The following is a 21112-nucleotide window of genomic DNA, read 5'->3' as shown; positions in this document are numbered from 1 at the left end:
GGACATGCAGGCTCCGTGGTGGAATAGTGGAAACAGTATTCATCTCCACTGGAGTCTGCATGCCCGCTTTCGCTTCCGGCCGCGGGGCACTTGCCCCGGTGGTCCCGATGTCCCGATCCGATGAGAAGCCCGCGGCGGCGGCGAAGATCCTGGGGGCCTACCTTCGGGACCTGCGGACCGAGCGGGGTTTCAAGATCAAGGATGTGGCGCCGGAGATCCGGGCGTCGGTGTCGAAGATCAGCCGTCTGGAGCGCGGGGAAAGTCCGCCTCGCCAGCAGGACGTCCTGGATCTGGTCCGCAGTTACGGAGTGACCTCCGACCGGGATCTGGCGGAGGTCCAGGAGCTGCTGCGGCAGGCCACCGCACCGGCCTGGTGGGACCAGTACGCCGACGTGATGCCCGGCTGGCTGAAGAGACTGATCGGCCTGGAGGACTCGGCGGAGCTCCTGCGGACGTACGAGCTGCACACCGTGCCCGGTCTCCTCCAGACGCCGGACTACGCCCGGGCGGTGGTACGAGCCGGCCTTCCCGATATCAGAGCCGACCTGATCGAACGCCGGGTCTCGCTGCGCCGGGCCCGTCAGCAGCTCCTCGATTCGGAGTCACGCCCCTCGGTGGTGGCGTTGCTGGACGAGAGCATCCTGCACCGCCCGCTGGGCGGCCCCGAAGTGATGGTCGAACAGCTTCGCTACCTGCGTTCCCTGGACCGGCGCCGGGGCATCAACGTGCGCATCGTGCCGTTCGCGGCCTCGGCCGAGGTCGCGCCGCCGCCGTCATCGATCACCCATCTCAAGTTCGCCGCAGGCGGCCCCGCCGAGGTCGTCTACCTCGAACAGATCGACAGCGCGACCTACCTCGTCAAGGACTCCGAGGTCCAGACCTACCGGTACGTCCTGGACCGGCTGTCCGGGGTCGCTGCCCGGCGCCTTGGGAGCCTGGCCTTGCTGGACGAGGCCATCGAGCGGTTCTCCCGTCAGATCAGCTGAGCCCCCTGCAGGCGGCTCACCGGGATGCGGGCCACGCCCCCGTACTCGATCCAGTCCTCGTCCTGCGGGTGCGGCCTCAGCTGGGAGTCCGGCCGCCACAGGGAGACCTCCGTCAGGCCCGGGGGCAGGATCTCCAGGCCCGCGAAGTAGCCGTCCACGTCGGACTGCTGGCGCACGCATCCCCAGTTGCCCTGGGTGCTCTCGTGCATGAAGTCGGTCACGGCCTGGCGGATGTCCGGGTGCTCGCTGACCAGTTGGCAGATCACCATGAAACTACCGGGGGCAAGACGCGCAGCAACTCTTCGGATCAGTGCCGCCGGATCGGCTTCGTCCGGGATGCAGTGCAGGACCGAGACGAACAGAGCCGCGACCGGCTCCTCAAGGTTGATCAGCCTGCGGACCTCCGGACTGCCGAAGACAGCGTCCGTGTCGGTCATGTCGGCCCAGGCGACCGCGGTCTGGTCGTTCTCCTCCAGGAGCATCCGTCCGTGAGCGTGAACGGTCGGGTCGTTGTCGATGTAGACCACCCTGGAGTGCCGGCTGACACGCTGGGCGATCTGGTGGACGTTGTCCTGGGTGGGCAGGCCCGACCCGTGGTCGAGGAACTGCCGGATGCCGTAGTCGGCCGCCAGCGTCCGTACCACCCGCTGCAGGAAGTCCCTGTTGGTGCGCGCGAGTGCACGGGTACCGGGAACGATCTCCAGCAGGTCCCCGCAGGCATCACGGTCGACGTCGTAGTTGTCGACACCACCGAGCAGAAAGTCGTACATCCTCGCCACACTGGGCACGGTGATGTCGATGGCGGGAGATTCGGGTTTCTCCGTGGCGCCCATGCATCTCCCTCATGCTCATGCCCATCGTGGCTCAACGATGTTGCCCAGCCTAGGGGAAGGAACACATCCCGGCGGCTGGGAGCACTCGAAAGGGTGGCGCAGACCCGTGGCGTGCAGCGGGAAAACTCCCGTTCTGCCCACCAACGGGGAGAAATTGACGACTCGTCACCAACCGTCAACGTGCGTGAGGGCGACCTCCTTCAGGGTGTACGGGATGGTGCGCCTCGCGGTGAGGAGGTGGGCGGTGACCGTCAGCGGCTCGATGCCCATCAGCTCTGCCGCCCCCTTCAGCTCCATCCCCAGGTGGTGGTGCAGGAGCACGGCGTCGGCCTGGGCCCGGGGCAGCAACCGGTCGAGCAGGCCCAGGCATTCGGCCTGCGGTGCCGCCGCGCGGGCCAGTGCCGCCACCGACTCGCCCAGCATGTCCCAGGCGCAGGCGTCCGGGCTGGGACTGCTGAGGATCACCGGCCAGATGACTTCCAGCCTGTCGAAGGCACACTGGACCGCGGGCCGGGCCAGCACGCTGGCCCCCAGCCGCAGGTGGGCGTACTGGTGGTAGCGGTCGTGGCGCAACGCGACGAAGGTACGGAACCCGACAGCGTGGCGCGTGGAACGGGCACGGTGGGTCACGGGGGCCCCTGCTCGTCGTCGGCTCCGGCCGGCAGTTCCTTCCACGGGACACCGTCCCTGGGGAACAGGTGCGGGAAGGCCGAGACGATGAAGGAGTAGTGGAGGTCCTCCCACAGGTGCCGCAGATCGGCCGGCTGGCCGCCCAGTGCCGTCACCAGGGCGCTGGCGATGGTCCAGTCCGGGATCATGTCACCGCGCAGGACCGCCTGGACAACGGGGAGTTCCAGCTCCTTCGCCGCAGAGCACAGCTGCTCGGCCGATGGCGTGCCGGCCGCCAGGTGCAGGCCGCGTAGGGCCGCGGTCACCTGTTCCGCGGCCGGGGTGATCCCTTTGCGGGAGGGATGGGCCATCCCGTTGGCGGCCTCCCACAGCAGGCGCAGCTGCCTGGCGTCCCCTTTGAGGATCGTGGCGAGCATGTGGACGACGGCCCAGGTCGGTGTGCGCTCACCCGCCAGGACCCGGGAGATGTAGGAGGCGGAGAGGTCGGCCTGGGCCGCCACCGTCTGGATGCTCACCCCGCTGTCACGCTGAAGGGTCGACAGGGCCGCTGCGAGGGGACTGCGCTGGCGTCGTGGGCGCCGGCCCCCGGCGGACTCCGCGGGACCGCTCTCGCCCGGGCGGCCGGCGGTGGGCCGGCGGTCCGCCCTGCGGGCCAGCAGCCGGCGCACCTTGGCATCGCTCCAGCGGCTGCGTGCCGTGTCCGCGCTCACCCCGGCCGATTCGGCGACGGCGTCCCAGGTCCAGCCGTGCGCCCTGGCCTCGTGTACAGCGGTGGCGGTGTACGCCTCGACCTCGTCGGAGAGCTCGCGTGCCAGCCGCAGCAGCGCCTCCAACGGCGCCTGCTGACGCTCCGACTCCACCAGGCGTGCTGCGACAGCGTGCAGGTCCTCGGCAACGGCTCTGCCCCAGCGGCGGGCATCGGGTGCTGACGAGTGTGCGGGGGTACCGCTGCGCAGCTTCTCGGCCTGGCGGCGGCAGCGCACCGCACAGTAGGTCTTGCGGCGGCCCGGTCCCTGCCGCTGGTGAAACTGGCGTCCGCACATCACACAGCAATCCGGCGCGGACAGGGTGTTCGGGGTCGGTGAACTCATCGGCTCTACCTGATTTTCTCCCCTCGCGGAGGGGACTTCCTCCGGCTCCTGGGCGCAGCGTCAGCCCAGGGCCTTCTCGTGTCGTGGGGTGGACGGTGGGGTGCCCCGGCGAAGGTTGCCGGAGCACCCCAGCAGGTTCGCTCAGCGCAGGCGCAGACGCCGATACCGCAGGCAGGCGGGTCGGGCGGCCCCGATCAGGGCGGCCAGCGCGCCGATCTTCCACGAGTCGTAGTCCGCCGCGGTGGCCATGACCCACGGCGCGACACCCGCCGCGAGCACGGCGCTCAGGGGCGCCGTGACATCCCAGGCATCCACCACGTGCAATCCCACGGGAGGAACACGGAAACTGATAAATTCGTAAGGCTTCGACGGGAGCGCGAACTCTCCGCCGAACATGCGGTCAGTCATCGAGAGGACCGTTCATTCGAGTTCCAGGGGCGGCGGGCGCCGCCCCTGGAACGGATTTTCATTTCTGGGACTGAAGGTAGCCGCACCCGAAGCATCCGCGCCACGTGCCCCCGGACCGGCAAACAGTTACCCCGGCGGGGCCCCGGCGATGCAAATACCGGGTCGGTCGCAAGCGATCGAAGGACGACATTTACCCAGCCCTACCGGTCCCCCACCCGAACCCGATCGGGCAACCAGCGGACAAGGTCCGCCGAGTTTCGAAGATTTCGGCGCTCCCGAGCGCCGCATGGGCTACCCGGTTCTCTTTTCACAGGATCACCCCTGTGAGTGAATCAACGGGATTGCATATGCAACCAACGACACCAGGAGACCCCCTGCAGCCGGGGGTCCAGCGGCACCCGACGGGCGCACTGGGCCCCCGGACCCCGAGCCTCCCACAGCGGGCCCCGGCACGACCCACCCCACTGCAGGCAGCCCGCTGCGCTCCCGTAATCGCAGTGCCGACCGCAGGTACCACGGCAGAACGCCAGCGCACCGAACCGGGGCACCCCGGACCGGCGCTTCGCGCCCCCTGCCCAGGCACTACCGTCGAGGCGGCGTCCGGGCCGGCACCTTGCGCACCCGGCGCGCGACTGGCCGTCCTGCCCGAGCCTGGTCCGCAACACCAAGGTCAGGCAGGCGCAAGGAGAACCAGCAGAACAGCGGCCGGGCCAGGGCGGCAGATGCAACCAGCCTCGCCCCGGCAGCGTAGGACTTCGCACGTGATTAAGCGTCAGGTGATGGGTGTTCGCCGAGCGAGGATGCGGCGTCGTCGGTGAGAGATGATCGCCTCGGCGTGCACGAGTGCGCTGGTATCTCGACCCAGGGTGGCTCGATGGACACGTGGCAGGACCTCACGATGTTGATGGAGGGGCGGCTGGCGGAAGTGACTTCCGGCGAGCGCAAGGTGTTCGCCGCCGACGTCGCGGAACGACTGCTGACCTGGCACGAGGCCCTGCCCGAGGACGACCAGGTGCCCTTCACCTTGAGCCTTCGGCCGCTGCTGGACTCCGTCTGGGAGGGTGTCCTGGGTGACACGACGGCCTTCTCCGCCGTAAAGCAGGGCGTGGCCGAGTACATGCTCAGCGAGTACTGCCACAACGACGGCCAGGACGGCCCCGACGACGCGGACGAGCCCGCCGCCGCAGCGGTGCTGCACGCGGCGCACGCCTACCTGTTCGGCTGCAGTGACTTCGCCCTGTGGGCCGGCCGCCGAGCGATGGAGGCCATTGACCAGCGCCTTGAGTACCTTGCGGACCAGGACGAAGACGCTGATCTTCCGGACTCGGACGAGGCCATGGCGGCGGAACTCCAGCGCCAGCTTCGTGATCTCGATCTGATCGCCGGGCATGCCGAGGAACTGCGTCACTCGGCTCTGGGGCTGCCGGTCGACGCCTCGATCCGGCTCCGTGCTGAGCTGCGGACCCCTCTGTCCAGCCAGGACTGAGTGCCCTGCCTGGCGGGGCGTCAGCTTCAGACCGCCACCGTGATGAGGGCTGGGGCGGGGAAGGCAGTGTGCTCGTCGAACCGTTCGTGGTGCTGGAGGCAGTGGTGGAGCTGTCCGAGCAATCGGTTGAACAGATGGCGTTGGGCGGCGGTGTGCCAGTCGCCGTGTTCGCGGCGGGCTCTGTAGTGGGCGTCGGCTCCGCTGGTCACCGCTGCGAGCGTCCAGGACGGCACTGCCGGCCGACAACTGGTGACTCAGGTCGGCGCCGAGCACCCCACCCTCCGCAAAGCCTGGGCCGATATGGGCTACAAGAACGCCGTCATCGAACACGACGCGACCCTGGGCATCGGCGTCGATATCTTCCGCCGCGACCCTACCGTCAAGGGATTCACCGTCCTCCCACGCAGATGGACGCCGAGAGAACGCTCGGCTGGCTCATGAACCACCGGCACCTGGCCCGCGACTACCAAGCGCTGCCCGCCCGCTCCGAAGCCATGATCCACGTCTCGATGATCAGCCTCACCGGCAAAACCACCCTCACCTGGCACGGAGCCTGACCCACACGTCAGGGACGAAACGCCCAGTCAGGCGGGCCTTGGCCTTGTGCTGGCCACAGTGCAGGCCCGGGCGCTGCGGTGCGTGTGACAGCGCATTGATCATTCTGGTGGAAGCAGGCCTCGCATCTGGTCCCGGAGCTGAATATTCATATCTCCATTTCCCAGCAGAACCACACTTGAAGGCGATTCTTTAGGCAACGTTCCTATGGCTGTGAATCTCACATCCCGAGAAGTCTTACTTGCTTCCATGGCCGCTGCCCCAAAATCCTGACCAACAGTAACAATCAGCGTGCATCGCTGCGCAATTAGACCGGCCAAGTATGGTGCGGCTTGTTCTCGTGTACCAGCAGTGACGACGAGCTGCTGCACGTTTATTGGCCTGCCTCCAACTGCCCCTTGCATCGCCTGCCAAGCCACTTGAGTGGCCGCTGTATTCTCTGGCGAGTCGCTGGCAGCCAGGCATGCTGTTGGTCGCCCTGAGTAGTTGACAGCTGCGACCTGACGTGGCTCTTCGTCGGCTGGCCACCACAAACATAGAGCTCCGGCCCCGGCCGTCAGAAGTGCCACGATCACTGCACGGAATGATGGAGAAGTGAGCCTGGGTCTCATCGGTTCTTTCGCTTCCTTGATGACGCCCGGCTGGCATTTGCAACAGGCTTGGGTACAGCGACTGTGCTGCGTTGCGATAGGGCAGGGGATCCAGTAGATCGGATTCGCCGCCACCGAAATGCCATAAGTAGAGCCACCGCGGCGGCCGATGCCGCAATAGTGCCGACTGCGAATCGTAGCGGGGTCGGCCAACTGGATTCACTGGCCGCCTGCGGGCGATCAAGCAACGGATTTGCGGTTTCTGCGGGCAGGGGCATTTTATCCGTGAGCGCCGCAAAGGGGTTGATGATCCCGTAGCCCAGCTTAGAGTCCGGCACGGCTCGATGCTCTGAAGCGGTCTCGATCATTCTGCGAATTATCTGGCCGGCTGTCATGGTCGGGTAGTGTGATCGCAGGAGGGCTGCTGTCGCAGACACATATGCTGCGGCATAGCTGGTTCCGCTGACGCTCGCATAGGAACTTGGGCTGCTAGTGGAGTTAATTGCCTCAGCGGGCGCCGCCAAGACGATTCCAGCTCCGGATTCGCTCGGATCCCAGAAGTGACCGTTTCGGTCGGTTCCTGATACTGAAACGACACCGGGAAAGGCCGCTGGGTACTGTGGCGGATTGCCCGTCTTGCCCTGGTTTCCCGCAGAGGCCACCACGATGACATCTTGGCGTGCCGCATATTCAACGGCTTGCCGAAGCATCGGGTGCGGCTCGGCGCAGCCTATAGAAACGTTGACAACCCGCGCGCCGTGGTCCACCGCCCAGACGATTCCGCCTGCGAGTGCCTGAGGCGTGACGATCTTGTCGGCGGACACGCGGATCGGCATCACCTGTGATGACGGGGCGAGGCCGATCATTCCTCTCCGATCCGGCCCTCCTGATCCGGCGATGATGCCGGCTATCGCTGTGCCGTGGGACTCCTCGGAGTTGTCCGTGCGACCGTCTCCTTGATCACCGAGAAGGCTCGTGCCTGCGATGACCTGACCGGTCAGGTCAGGGTGTGCAGCGGCTACTCCACTGTCGACGACCCCGACGATGACTCCCTGCCCGCGACTGACCGTCCACACCTTCTCGGCGTCGAAGTGAGAGGGGTCAAGAGGCCAGTGGGCGAGAGGCGCTGGATCGGCGTGTGCCTGACCAACCGTCAGCACCGGAAGAACTGCGAGCCCCATGCAAGCCAGTGCTGTGCTCCACGTCCTGATCAGGGTTCGGGGCATTCGATGTGATCCCTCGTCAGTAGAAGTCATCTGGGCATAAGTCGCAGGCCTTCGAACGAAAAATGTGCCCAGCCAGGAGGGATGCTATCCGCTCATGTCAAGTCAGTAGCGGAGCAAGCTGATCTTGATCACGCTGCGAGAAATCTTTGGTAAATCTTTGATGTGCGCTATCGCCATATGTCTGAGTTGATCACCAAATGACGGGTGCTTCCTCGCCAGGACTGCGCTGTACACGCCCTTTGATTGTCTGTTAGGAAGTCTCGTCGTCGAGCACCACTTGGGGTCGGCTCGATTGATCGCTCATCTGGGGGACGGCTGTGCGCCGCTCGTGGTTCCGTGCTGATTCATCGTCATCTGCGCTTGCGCGGCTCATGCGCAGTGCGATATCAGCGGTGGGCTGCTCCGAGGGGAGCGGTCCGCGGCGCCATCGGTATCGGCTTCGTGCTCTTGTGACCTGCGTCGCGCTCCTTCTGTGTCTGGCGACTCAGGACGCAGTCGCCTTCGCAGCAGTGCATGCTCCGCAGAGCACTGCGTCACCCCGGACCCCGCAACAGTTGGCAGGTACTGCAGCCGACCGTGCTGGCCAGGTCCCGGTGTCGGCTACGGACAAGTCTGAGGGCGGAAAGTCTGCGCCGCACGCTCCCGGAGCGGGTGAGCTGGCCGAAGCCCGTGGCAGCAACCACAGTTCGCCCCGGGTTGCAGGAGCTACCCGCGCCACAGAGCCCGTCCGGTCCGCTGAACCGCCCGACTGGGTTCAGGGGCACCCGAAAGCACAGACGAAATCCGCCGTGAGCCTGGCGAAGAGTCAAGCGATGGCTGATCCCCCAGAGCATTCCGATACGGCAGGCGGGGTTCTCACGCCGGCTCCAGAAGGGGACAGCAGCGTTGAGGATGTCGCCGCTCGTACGGAGAGCACATCAGTGTTCCAGAACAGCGACGGCACCAAGACCACGCGTGTCTACAGCCGTCCCGTGCACTACAAGGCGCCTGACGGAACGTGGGGCAGCATTGACACCACGCTTGCCCTGGGCCGGGACAACAGGTGGCACGAGAGCGCGAACAGCCAGAAGCCGAGTTTCGCGGTCTCTGCCGATTCCCCCTCGTTGGTAACTCTGCGCTTGGACGCCGGCCATGAGCTGTCGTACAGCCTTCAGGGCGCTACCAGCAGCCGCGGCGTAGTCACCGGGAACACCATCACGTATCCCCTGGCAGCGCCGAAGACCGATCTTGTATACAACGCCCTGGCTGCCGGGGTGAAGGAGACCCTGGTTCTCCAGGACGCAACCGCACCGACGAGCTGGACCTTTCCTCTGCGACTGACTGGCCTGACTGCCTCGATCGGCAGCGAGGGTGAGGTCGCTTTCAAGGACAGTGCCGGCGCGGTCCGGGCGATCATCCCTACCGGGTCGATGGAGGACTCAGCGAAGGACCCGCGATCCGGTGACGGGGTGATGAGTGACGGTGTCAAGTACTCGCTGATCACGGTGGGCGGCGCCCCCGCGCTGCGGATGGAGTTGGACGCTGCCTGGCTCCACGACCCGAAGCGCGTCTTCCCGGTGCAGGTCGACCCGACGAGCTCGGCCAACGTGAACGCAGGCCAGTCGACCTATGTGTCCAGCGGGTTCTCTGCAAACAACTCGACGTCAAACGAGTTGCGCGTCGGCACGTATGACGGCGGAAGCCATGTCACGAGCAGCTACCTCACGTTCCCTGCGGTAGCGAACCTGGGGGCCAACTTCGTCCTGAAGGTTGACCTTAAGATCGCCAACACCCACTCATGGCAATGCGACCGACGGGCCGTCAATGTCAGTGAGATCACGAGTGCATGGAATCCTCAGACCATCCGTGACTCCCCCGGGCTGAGCGTCGGCCGGTGGCTCGGTGGCGAGTCGTTCGCGGCCGGGGACACCTGTGGTGGCGTCCAGTGGGAAACCATCCACCTGGGATCTGATCAGACAAGCCCGGGGTCGCAGCTGGTGAACAGCTGGACCCATGGTGGAAGCAACTACGGCCTGGCTCTGACAGCAGACCCGTGGGACAACTACGCGTACAAAAAGTTCGACAGCACTAACACGAGCTACCCGCCCTATCTTGCGGTCACCTACGCTGACTGGGCCGCTACCTACAACGCTGTCAGCAGCTACATCCCGCCGACGGCTATTCAGCCCGGCTCAGCTCAGGTGACGTTGAGGAACGAGGCGGCCAACTGGTGGAACTCCTCCAGCATGCAGGTCCGTGCCCGGGTCTACGACGCCAACTGGAACGAAATCGCGGTCAACGCCCAGCTCACGGGCGTATCGGGTCTGGTCAGGACGGGTGATTCGACGACGGTCGCAGTGGCGATCCCGCCCCTGCCGGTCGGTTCTCAGTACCAGGTCTGCTGGGACGGCGTTGTCGGGGGCACCGCGTCGCTGCATGACTCCTACGGCGTCAAGTACAACAGCTGCATCTGGGTGTCGTCGCAGAACACTCCACCGCAGATCGACACCGCGGAACCGCTCGGCAACACCGTCGTCGGTGTGCTGTCCCCTCAGCTCTATGCGACCGGCCATGACCCGGACAACAGCCCGGGCGTGGGCCTCGACTACGACTTCCAGGTCTACACCAACCCCGAGTCGGGCAGCCCTGCCCTCATCGCGGAATCCGGGTGGCAGCCGGGCTCGTCCTGGCGGATCCCGGTCGGCACATTGGCATGGAACAAAAGCTACTTCTGGCGTGTGAAGGTAGGAGATCACCAAGGCGAGAGCCTCCTGAGCGACTACACGGCGTTCACGACCGCAGTCCAGCAGCCTGCGATCACCTCCCGCCTGGGCGGCTCCGCAGGCAACGGGACGACCCGCACGTTTGACGCCCAGGTGGGCAATTACACCACTGCGGCGACTGACGCCTCTGTGGAAGCGGTGGGCCCTGCCCTGGAGGTTTCGCGAACGTACAACTCCCTGGACCCTCGCTCATCGGCTCTGTTCGGATCCGGCTGGTCGTCGGCCTACGACATGAGTGTCGTGCCGGACTCGGACGGGACGGGCTCGGTAGTGCTGACGACCGGCAGCGGCCGGGCGGAACGGTTCGGGCGCAACGACTTCCAACTCACCCAGCTGGCCGGCATCGGAGACCGGACCGGCGATGGCATCGATGACGCCGTCGCGGTCGACTCCAGCACGGGCAAGCTGTGGCTCTACCCGGGACCGGACTTCTCCCAGGCCCAGCGGAGATGGCAGGGCGAGGGATGGGACGGTGTTTCGCAGATCACAGGCGCGGATGTGACCGGTGACGGCGTTGGGGATGTCATCGCGGTGGCGAACTGGAACGGTTCACTGCGCCTCTACCCCGGCAACTCCGGTGCTTCCGTGGAACTGGGGGCCTCCGGGTGGAACGACATGGCGTCCCTTGCGGTGACCCCGCCGCTGACCGGCGACGGACGGAAGGTCCTGGTCGCCGTGGAGAAGTCGACTGGCAACCTCTATGCCTACCCGATCAACCCGGGCGGTTCGCCGGGGGCGCGGGTGTACCTGGGCTGGGGCTGGAACTCCATGTCCGAGCTGATCGGCGGTGACTTCAACCATGACGGACGGGGTGACCTGGTCGCGGTCGAGCCCTCGTCGGGGAAGCTGTTCCTCTACGCGGGAACCGGCGCCGCGACCCTTGGTACCTCGACGCTCGCCACGCGTACCGAAATCGGTACCGGCTGGGACACCGCGGGCGACCTGGCACCAGTGAACGGCCTTGCTGGCGACATCAGTACGGACATCCTCGCGGTTCAGAAGGCAGACGGGATCCAGTACCTCTACCACAGTGCAAGTCAGTGGTCCGTGGCCGCTCGCACTACCACTGGAATGCCTCTGTACACCTCCCCTGCCGGCGAGTTCGAGACACTCGCGGCGAGCGCCGGGGGCGGCGGCTGGATTCTGGCTGACAAGTCCGGGACGGTCTACTCGTTCAACCAGAAGTCGGGCTCGGGGTATCTGCTGTCGCGTGTCACCGACCGCGAGCAGCACAGCCAGGTGCTCCACTACACTTCGGGAAAGCTCGATACCGTCACTGACGAGGCGTCAGGACGCGCGCTGTACTTCGCATGGACGGCCGACGGACGGCATGTGGCGCAGGTATCGACCGGCCCGGTGACCGGGGCAGATGCAAGCACCAGGTTGGCTTGGACGTATAGCTATGACGCCACGAACGCCGACCGGCTTTCGCAGGTGTGCACGCCGCCGACCGGCTCCAACATCACCAGGCCGTGCACCACATACTCGTACACTCCGGGCTCCCATATGCGCTCTGCGGTTCTGGACTCAGGACCGTCCTCCTACTGGCGGCTCGGCGAGGCCTCGGGAACAAGCGCGAACAGCGAGGTGATCGCCAACCAGGACAGTGACAAGGGAACCTACGCGAGCGTCACGCTCGGTTCGACCGCCGGGCCGCTGGTCGGCTCGGCCACGACGGCGGCCACCTTCAACGGCAGCACCTCGTCGGTGGCGCTGCCGAACACAGCACTGCGCAACAGCTACCTCGCGGTGGGGCTGTGGTTCAAGACCACGTCGCCCGGTGTCCTGATGAGCTACCAGAATGCGCCGCTGGCCGGTAGGCCGTCGCATGGTTCTCCTCCCTTGTACGTCGGCAGCGACGGAAAACTGAGGGCAGAGTTCTACGGACCGTCGGTCGGCTTCGAGCCCATCACGTCGTCGGGGACAGTGACGGACGGGGCGTGGCACTTCGCTGTTCTCTCGGGCAGTGGCGACAGTCAGACGCTGTACCTCGACGGTGCTGCGATCGGGACCCGGGCTGGCGCGATCGACCACCTGGACATGGACTACACCTACCTCGGTTCCGGTTTCACCCAGGGCATCCCCTGGCCTGCCGTACCCGCAGCCGGCTCGGACGGCAACAATCGCTTCTCCGGCCAGCTCTCCGAGGTCGCGATCTACCCGCAGGCCCTAGGTGCACCGGCAGTCGCGGCGCAGTGGGCAGCGGGCCGGAATGCATCGGTGCAGCTGACTGCACTGGCTCTGCCGTCGGGTAAGACGAAGCTCGCGGTGGTGTACGACGCGGTCAAGGACCGTGCGACGCAGGTGACCGATGCCAACGGTGGTGTGTGGAAGCTGAACTCGCCCTCGGTATCCGGCTCCGAGCAGGAGTACCGGAGTGAGGTGATGGGCTCGCGGCCATCCGGCTACTGGCGCCTTGCGGAGAGTTCGGCCAGCCAAGCCTCCAACATGATCTACTCGCCGCGCCCGGCCCCGAACAACGGCACGTACTCCAATGTCACGCTCGGAGCGACCGGCCCCATGGCCGGATCGCCGGGTGCTGCCACCTTCGATGGCGTGACCTCCTGGGCGGAGGTTCCTGCGGCCTACGCCCCCACAGCAGGTCCCGGTGCGCTGGGCGTGTGGTTCAAGACAACAGCACCTGGTGTGCTCATCAGCTACCAGTCCTTCCCGATCGGTGGGAAAGCCCAGCCCCAAGACAGCTGGAACCCGGCCCTGTACGTGGGAAGGGACGGCAAACTCCACGGGCAGTTCTGGACAGGCTCGGCTTCCAACGCACTCGTCTCCGCCACCTCGGTCACGGATGGCAACTGGCACTTCGCGGCTCTTTCTGCCGACAGTCCCACCGCCCAGAGCCTCTACTTGGACGGTGCGGTGGCGGCAGGTCCTCTGAACGCCACCATCAAGGCCAACAGGGAGAACCACGTCTACATCGGCGCGGGCAACGTCACCTCAGATTGGCCCAGCGCACCCACTGATCCCGCCGGTCATTTCAAGGGACAGATCGCCAACGTCGCGGCCTTCGCTCACGGTCTTTCCAACGCGAACAAGATCACGGAGCTGTTCCAGGCTGCCTCGAGCGGTGCCACCACCTATGACGTGGCCGTGGTCGACGCAAGGCCGACCGGTTACTGGCGCTTCGCAGACACCGCAGGCAACCAGGCCGGCGAGATGCTGTCCTCGGCGGCTCTCGGCCAGAACCAAGGCCGCTACAACGACGTCACTCGCGGCGTGGCTGGCCCCTACACAAGCGGCGGCACCGACGCGGCGTCCTTCAACGGAACTTCCTCGTACGTCCAACTGCCCTCCACTGCCGCCCCCAGGACTGGCGGCGCGGCCAGCGTGGAGCTCTGGTTCAAGACGGCGGGTGCCGGCGTGCTCTACGGCTACCAGTCATTCCCCCTTGGCGGAAACACGACCGGCGGACGCTGGAACCCCGCCCTGTACGTGGGAAATGACGGGAAGCTTTACGGCCAGCTGTGGAACGGCAGCGCAGCCAACAGCGCTGTCTCGGCCCGGACTGTCAACGACAACATCTGGCACATGGCCAACCTCGTCGCTGGCAACTCCAACGGGACGGTGTTCCAACAGCTGTATATCGACGGCGTTGCCAGCGGCGTGCCCGTGAGCGGCGCAACCAGCTACAACGGTGACACCTACGCCTACCTCGGCGCGGGGACGGTCAAGACGTGGCCGTCAGCCCCAGCTGATGAAAGCGGCCATCTGCAGGGCTCGCTCACCGATTTCTCTTACTACCCGTACGCGCTGTCGGCTACTGCGGTGGCCGGTCACTATGCCGCTGCCACCGGCCCGGCGGGTGAGGCCGTCTCGCAGTCGGCCAACTACCGCGCAGCCGTCACTCTGGCCACGCCGTCCGCCTACTGGCGCCTCAACGAGCCAGCTGGCATCGCCATAGCTCAGAACCAGTTGGGCACCGCGTTGCCGAACCAGGACCACGGGACCTACACGGCCACCACTCTTGGCACCGCTGGCCCGTCCGGTACCTCCGAAGGCACCGCTGCCACCTTCAACGGCACCACGTCCTTCGTACAACTACCGGCTTCCGCCGCCGCGATCAAGGGCCCCAATACCGTCGAGCTGTGGTTCAAGACCACCACCGCAGGCACCCTTTACGGCTACCAGAGCTTCCAGATCGACACAGCCCGGGCTGCGGGTGACCAATGGAACCCCGCCCTGTACGTCGGAACCGACGGCAGGCTGTACGGCGCCTTGTGGACGGGGACCGCCGCAGATGCCCTGGTCTCCTCCCGCACAGTCACCGACGGTGCATGGCACCATGCGGTCATCGCCGGTGACGACAACGGTCAGGCCCTCTACCTGGACGGTGCCCAGGCCGCAGCCAGCAACGCCGCGCGCCAGATCTTCTACAACGGATCCGGCTACGTGTATGTCGGTGCGGGAACGGCCGACAGCGGGTGGCCGAATGCTCCCACCAGTCCCGGAGGCCGCTTCACCGGCTCCATCGCGCAGGTCGCGTTCTATCCCACCCGGCTGGGCGCTGAGGCCGTCGGCGCCCATTACAAGGCCATGGGCAAGGGGGCCAGCCCCACGAAGGTCACCTCCGTGTCCGTCAGCGATCCCAGCAACCGTTCCATGAGCTGGCGTTGGGACACCCGCACCGGCAAGCTCGCGGTGACGGAGGACCCAACCACTGGTGTCACCCGCTACACCTACGACACCCACGGCTACCTCCACAGCGTGACCGACCCGAACGGGCACACGGTCACCACCGGCCACGACGAACGCGGCAACACCGTCTCAACCACCACCTGCAGCACTGCGGCGACCTGCAACACCGCCTACGCCACCTACTTCGTAGACCCCGTCAACCCGTTCAATCCCTCCAACGACCACCAGCTGACCGCCAGTGACGCCCGCTCCGCAGACGCCTCCGACAATACGTACACCACCAGTTACGCGTACAACAGCACCGGCGACCTGACCTCCGCCACTCTGCCCGCAACCGCCGACTTCCCCAACGGGCGTACGAGTACGACGGCCTACACCGCCGGAACCGAGCCGGCCACAGGGTCGGACGGCCGCCAACCCGCTGCCCTGCCCGCCGTCACCACCGACAGCGGCGGGAAGAGCACCAGCTACGCCTACGACAAGGCCGGAAACCTCACCCGCACGACAAGCCCAACGGGGCTTGTGACCAGCTACACCCACGACAACATCGGCCGCATGACTGCCCAGACCGACAACTGCACCGACTGCGGAGCAGGCCTTCAGACCAGCACCACCACCTACACCTGGGACGGCCAGGACAACCTGACCACCCAGACCGACCCGAGCGCCACCGATGCCGTCACCGGCACCGTCCACACCCGCCAGACCCGCCTCACCTACGACAGCGACGGCAACCAGACCAGCCAGACCACCGCCGACACCACCGGCGGCGACGCCCCACGCACCACCACCTGGACCTACAACACCACCAACAGCCTCGTCGCCAAGACCACCGATCCGGCCGGCCGCGCCACAGCCTTCAGCTACGACCCCAACGGCTACCTCAGCACCAAAACCGACGCCGCCGGCACCAAGTGGTCCTACACCTGGAACGCACTCGGCAAGCTCCTGCGCACCTCGATCAGCAACTACACCGGCAGCCCCACCGACCCGGTGCCTTCGCGCTCCCAGATCCTGGAATCCCGCGCATACGACCCCGCCGGCCGCCTCGCCACCGTCACCGACGCGATGGGCCGCACCACCCACAACTACTACAACGACAACAACACCCTCTCCGAGGTCGACCTCGACGGCTACCGCAACCCCGACGGCACCCTGCGCAACATCGTCCTGCAGCAGAACACCTACGACGCTGCCGGGCACCTCACCCAGGAGATCACCGGCGGAGGTAAGACCACAGTCGAGTCCAGCTACGACGCCGCAGGACGGCTGAGCAGCAACACCCTCGACCCCGGCGGGCTCAACCGCACCACCAAGTACACATACGACGCCACCGAGAACATGCTCTCCGCCGTCCTCACCGCAGGAACCGAGTCCCAGCAGTCCGACTACACCTACAACGCGCTCGGCCAGCCCCTCACGCAGACCACCAGAACCCAGCCCGCCGACAGCGTCGTCAAGAACACCTACGACCAACGCGGCCTGCCACTGACCACGGTCAGCCCCCTGGGTAACGTCGCAGGGGCTGATCCTGCGGCCTACACCACCACGTACGCGCATGACGCCCTTGGCCGGACCACGGTCACCACACGTCCACCGGCCTCCAGCACCGCGTTCAACGCCACTACCGGCGCAGCGGTGACACTTCCTCAAGCCCGGGCGATCTCCCGCACCGGCTATGGCATCTTCAACTCCCCCTCCTCCGTCCAGGACCCCAGCGGGAACATCACCACCTTCACTCACACCTACGACGCAGCCGGCGAGCACGACTCCGTTGCTCGCAACACCTACGTTGCCCCTGGTGAGCCGACTGGCATCACACCGGTCACCCAGATCGACTACGACCCGCTCGGTCGGGTCAAGACCGTTCTCGACGCCAAGGGACAGCTGACCACCAACGCCTACGACCAGCTGAGCAACCTCGTCGAGACCACCCTGCCGCCGCTCAACGGGACCGTCCGCAAGGTCCGGCACGCCTATGACCTCAACGGCGAGGAGCTCTCGAGCACGGATCCGACCGGCGCGCAGACCCAGGCGACCTACGACGACCTCGGCCGGCCCGCCACCACATCGCAGCTCGTCCGCCGGGCGGGTGCCGTCACAGACGTCTATACCGCGACGTTCGGCTACGACGACGCCGGAAATCGCATCCGCGCCACAGCGCCCAGCGGATCACCCGAGAGCGCCATATACAACGCGGCCGGAGAACGGACCAGCGTCACCGACCCGCTGAACCGGACTACCAAAACCACTTACAACCTCGTGGGCCGGCCCGCTCAGATCACGCTGCCCGGCGACCAGATCGGCACCGCAGGACCGTCCACGACCTTCAGCTACGACCGTGCGGGCCGTGTGACAGCCGGCTCACAGAAGTCGGCAGCGGGCGCCACCCTGGCCACCACGAGCATCACCTACGACGTCGCGGGCAACCCCGTCACCTCCACCGACGCAGACGGCAACACCAGCACCGTTGCCTACGACGCGATTGGCCGCCCCACCCAGCGCGTCGAGCTCGTCGCCAGTGGCACGAGCATCACCAACAAGTTCGGCTACGACATCGCGGGCCGCCGTACCGCCTACACCGACGGCAACGGCAACACGACCTACTACACCTTCAACACCCTCGGCCTGCCGGAATCGACCGTCGAGCCGGCCACCTCCGCGTATCCCGCCCTTGCCGACCGCACCTACACCACCGGCTACGACAGCCTCGGCCAGCCGGTGAAGCTCACCGAACCCGGCGGCGTCACCATCACCAACACCTACGACGAGGCCGGCAACCCCACCGCCCAGACCGGAACCGGCGGTGGCACCCCGACCGCGACCCGCACATTCGGCTACGACCTCAACGGCAGACTCACCTCCCTGTCCACGCCGGGCGGAACCCAGTCCTACAGCTACGAGGACCGCGGCCTCACCTCCACCGCCTCCGGCCCCATGAGCAACGCGGCCTACAGCTACAACGCGGACGGCAAGCTCCTGTCCCGCAGTGACACCGCAGGCATCACCGCCTACACGTACGACCCCGCCGGGCAGCTCAAGACCCTGACCGACCCGCAGACCGGACTGGCCGTCAACTACAGCTACACGCCGCGCGGCCAGGTCAGCACCGTCCAGTACGGCTCCGGCAACACCCGCACCTACGGCTACGACGACCAGGGCAACGTCACCAACGACAGCCTCAAAACCGCCGCCGGCGCCGCGATCGCATCGCTCGCCTACGGCTACTACCCGTCGGGCCGCCTGAAGACCAAGACCACCAGCGGCCTCACCGGCTCCACCACCCAGTCCTACACATACGACCAGGCCGGCCGCCTCAACAGCTGGAACGACGGCGCCGCCTCAACCGCCTACGCCTACGACGGCAACGGCAACCTCACCGCCGACGGCACCAACACGGCCACCTACAACCAGCGCAACCAGCTCACCAGTCAGAACACCACCGCCACCTACACCTACAGCCCCAGGGGTACCCGCACCAGCAGCACGTCCGGGAGCAACACCTCCACCGCCACCTACGACGCGTTCGACCAGCTCACCGCACAGGCAGGCAAGACCTACACCTACGACGCCCTCGGCCGCCTCGCTCAAACCGCCGGGCACAGCTTCACCTACGACGCCACCTCCAGCGCCCTCACATCAGACGGCACCGAGAAGTACACCCGGACCCCTGGCGGCAGCCTCACCACCATCGGCGCCAACGGCGCAGCGGCATTCGCCTACACCGACCGGCACGGCGACCTCGTCGGCAGCTTCACCGCCACAGCCTCAATCACCAGCGGTTCCAGCGCCTACGACCCCTGGGGCAAGCCCACCGCCACCAGCGGCACCACCCACAGCATCGGCTACCAAGGCGGCTGGACCGACAGCGCCACCGGCCAGATCAGCACCGCCAGCCGCTGGTACGACCCGGCAAGCGCGGGGTTCACCAGCCGCGACACCGCCAACCTCGAACCCGTCACCTCCAGCATCGCCAACCGGTACAGCTACGGCGCCGCCGATCCCCTCAACAACACCGACCCCACCGGCCACAACCCAAACCCCTGCGAGCCAGATGGGGCTACTCCGAACAGCGATGCACCTACGCCGCCGCGTGCGCCGATGAGCCACAGAACTGACATCGACAACGGGCCTTACTACGACCCAGGCTTGTGGAATACCTTTAGTTATATGCAGGGATCTGCCGGTCAGCATGTCAATGGCGAGTGGGCATATTGGAATAGAGTTTCGGACTATATTTCGAAGCAGAGGTGGGATGCCTTTAAGGGGACAATAGCTGGAGTCCCTGCTTATTCAGTTCCAGGAATTGGAGGGCCAGCTGGTGGAATCCCAGCCCCTGCGGGGATCCGAGTCCCGCAATACGGCCTAGCCGCCGGCTACAGCGACTGCGGCAGCGCAGACGGCGAACCCCCCACCCCCAAGGGCCCCGTCACACCGCCGCCACCCCCGCGCTGGACACTCACACCCGGAACAGACAACCCCAACAGCAACAACACACCAGCCCAATCAACTCTCAACGGCCAATCGGTCGGAGCTACCACTGTCGTTACATCGGGCGTTAATCCATCCGCGACTCCGCAGCAATTCAATGTCGCACAGATCTCTGCCGCAACGGGATCAGGCCCAACCGGAGGCCAAGGATCAAACTCGGGGCGCAATGGTGATAAATGCAATACCGGCGCAGGGTGGACCGGCCCGAATAAGATATACCTACCGAGAAAGATGCATGCCGGGGAATGCGTTGCCACCGGAGCTTTCGCCGACCTATCGGTGAATGACTACACACCTCCACCTCGACCCAGCCTGGGCTTCCCGCTTCCAGGCCTGCGCTCACTCCCCGTTAACGATAGAGCTCGAGGGCATCTGATAGGATTTGCAATGGGGGGATCCAATACGGATACCCGAAACTTCGTCCCGATGTACCAGGCCGCCAATCAATGGATGTACACATATGCTGAACAGCCTGTCGTAAATGCCATCAAGGCTGGCGGGCATGCCATAGTGGAAGTATTCCCAGTATATGGGGATCCAAATTCTCCGGTCCCCACGCTGATAGAATTCCAAGCGTCGGGCTCAGTAAGCGTACGCTGCACGATTCAGAACAACAGCACCAATATCGGAAGCTTCTGTCGCTAGTAGCAGGGATTGCATAAATGAGAAATCCGGAAGAATTCGCAGGTCTCCTGGGAAGCCCGGTTCGCAATGACGTCGGCACAGTGAGACTCATTGGTGAATCGTGGGGAGTTAGCCTACCGGGCGACTATTCGGATATCGTCGACTCCTATGGCGATGCTGCGATTTCAGAATTCATCTTTCTATGCGGCTCGCGAACCCTGAAGAGCTACGCAGGACGGATGGGCGAAATGCTGGAAAAGACTGATGTTGTACCGCATCTCGTTCTTCCAAACCCCGGCGGTGCTCTACTATGGGGAAATACAGTTGAAGGGGATCAGCTTTTTCTGGTGCCCCGCCCAGACTCCAGATGGACAGTCTCCGCCTTCCGGCGAGGCTGGGCTGACTGGTACGAATCAGATCTAGAATTTAGCGACTGGCTCCATGCGGCACTGAGCGGAGAAGTTGCCACTGACTGGCTACCCGCTTGGGGGGAAATGCCGCACTCTCTTGAGCTAGTGCCCGACTAAACCCGGATGAATCAGTCTAATTCTGAGGCGATCGGAGATGCGGCGCCATTGGGCTTGATCGTTTCAGTGGACCCGGGGCTCAACCCCTGATCTCAGAGGTCCGTCAAAAAGGATCCCGACTATTCGGCTACTGCTCGGCAGGTTCTCGGGGGTCTGTACGGTCATCGGTGTAACTCCCGATCATGGAAGTAGCACCTGATGAGCGACGTGACTGTCTCCGTTGAGGCGGTTGAAGAGGTCCGGCCGGTCGAGC

Annotated in this window: 8 protein-coding genes and 2 pseudogenes; 4 read left to right on the top strand and 6 right to left on the bottom strand. The window is 65.6% G+C overall.

What is annotated here, in order from left to right:
* The first annotated feature begins 107 nt into the window (after positions 1–107).
* Positions 108–986 carry a helix-turn-helix domain-containing protein gene (locus tag ACIRPK_RS33860; RefSeq protein WP_403045974.1) on the top strand — a complete coding sequence of 293 codons (879 nt, stop codon included), beginning with the start codon at positions 108–110 and terminating at the stop codon, positions 984–986.
* Here the strand turns inward: ACIRPK_RS33860 and ACIRPK_RS33855 are convergent.
* From ACIRPK_RS33855 to ACIRPK_RS33840, 4 genes are all read right to left on the bottom strand, one after another.
* Positions 974–1756 (bottom strand): SAM-dependent methyltransferase, encoded by a 783-nt coding sequence (locus ACIRPK_RS33855; protein ID WP_403045971.1) that lies wholly within the window; start codon positions 1754–1756, stop codon positions 974–976. The genes ACIRPK_RS33860 and ACIRPK_RS33855 overlap by 13 nt on opposite strands.
* Positions 1757–1984: 228 nt before the next feature.
* A complete protein-coding gene (locus ACIRPK_RS33850) occupies positions 1985–2392 on the bottom strand; it encodes a hypothetical protein (protein ID WP_403045969.1) in 408 nt (135 codons plus the stop codon).
* A 53-nt stretch (positions 2393–2445) separates the two neighbouring features.
* Positions 2446–3309 (bottom strand): helix-turn-helix domain-containing protein, encoded by an 864-nt coding sequence (locus ACIRPK_RS33845; RefSeq protein WP_403045966.1) that lies wholly within the window; start codon positions 3307–3309, stop codon positions 2446–2448.
* A gap of 372 nt (positions 3310–3681) precedes the next feature.
* Positions 3682–3948: a hypothetical protein gene (locus tag ACIRPK_RS33840; protein WP_403045964.1), complete on the bottom strand. Its 267-nt coding sequence runs from the start codon at positions 3946–3948 to the stop codon at positions 3682–3684.
* Between the two features lie 874 nt (positions 3949–4822).
* Here ACIRPK_RS33840 and ACIRPK_RS33835 point away from each other — a divergent pair.
* Positions 4823–5434 carry a hypothetical protein gene (locus ACIRPK_RS33835; protein ID WP_403045961.1) on the top strand — a complete coding sequence of 204 codons (612 nt, stop codon included), beginning with the start codon at positions 4823–4825 and terminating at the stop codon, positions 5432–5434.
* 26 nt (positions 5435–5460) lie between these two features.
* Here the strand turns inward: ACIRPK_RS33835 and ACIRPK_RS33830 are convergent.
* A pseudogene (locus ACIRPK_RS33830) lies at positions 5461–5658 on the bottom strand (IS110 family transposase); the annotation flags it as partial.
* Here ACIRPK_RS33830 and ACIRPK_RS33825 point away from each other — a divergent pair.
* Positions 5636–5991 (top strand): annotated as a pseudogene (locus tag ACIRPK_RS33825) (transposase); the annotation flags it as partial. The pseudogenes ACIRPK_RS33830 and ACIRPK_RS33825 sit on opposite strands and share 23 nt — an antisense overlap.
* Before the next feature lie 605 nt (positions 5992–6596).
* Here ACIRPK_RS33825 and mycP read toward each other — a convergent pair.
* On the bottom strand, positions 6597–7805 hold the full coding sequence (gene mycP / locus ACIRPK_RS33820) for a type VII secretion-associated serine protease mycosin (RefSeq protein WP_403045959.1): 1209 nt from the start codon (positions 7803–7805) through the stop codon (positions 6597–6599).
* A gap of 920 nt (positions 7806–8725) precedes the next feature.
* On the opposite strand from mycP, the gene ACIRPK_RS33815 reads away from it, so the two are divergent.
* Positions 8726–20353: a LamG-like jellyroll fold domain-containing protein gene (locus tag ACIRPK_RS33815; RefSeq protein ID WP_403045956.1), complete on the top strand. Its 11628-nt coding sequence runs from the start codon at positions 8726–8728 to the stop codon at positions 20351–20353.
* Positions 20354–21112 lie beyond the last annotated feature (759 nt).

Source organism: Kitasatospora sp. NPDC101801 (assembly GCF_044766665.1).
Lineage (GTDB): Bacteria > Actinomycetota > Actinomycetes > Streptomycetales > Streptomycetaceae > Kitasatospora.
The sequence above is the reverse complement of the archived record's forward strand: the minus strand, read 5'-3'. Positions and strand labels throughout refer to the sequence as shown.

Coding starts and splice junctions, on each gene's coding strand:
- ACIRPK_RS33860 (WP_403045974.1), top strand. CDS start 108: ATGTCCCGATCCGATGAGAAGCCCGCGGCGGCGGCGAAGATCCTGGGG.
- ACIRPK_RS33855 (WP_403045971.1), bottom strand. CDS start 1,756: ATGTACGACTTTCTGCTCGGTGGTGTCGACAACTACGACGTCGACCGT.
- ACIRPK_RS33840 (WP_403045964.1), bottom strand. CDS start 3,948: ATGACTGACCGCATGTTCGGCGGAGAGTTCGCGCTCCCGTCGAAGCCT.
- ACIRPK_RS33835 (WP_403045961.1), top strand. CDS start 4,823: ATGGACACGTGGCAGGACCTCACGATGTTGATGGAGGGGCGGCTGGCG.
- mycP (WP_403045959.1), bottom strand. CDS start 7,805: ATGCCCCGAACCCTGATCAGGACGTGGAGCACAGCACTGGCTTGCATG.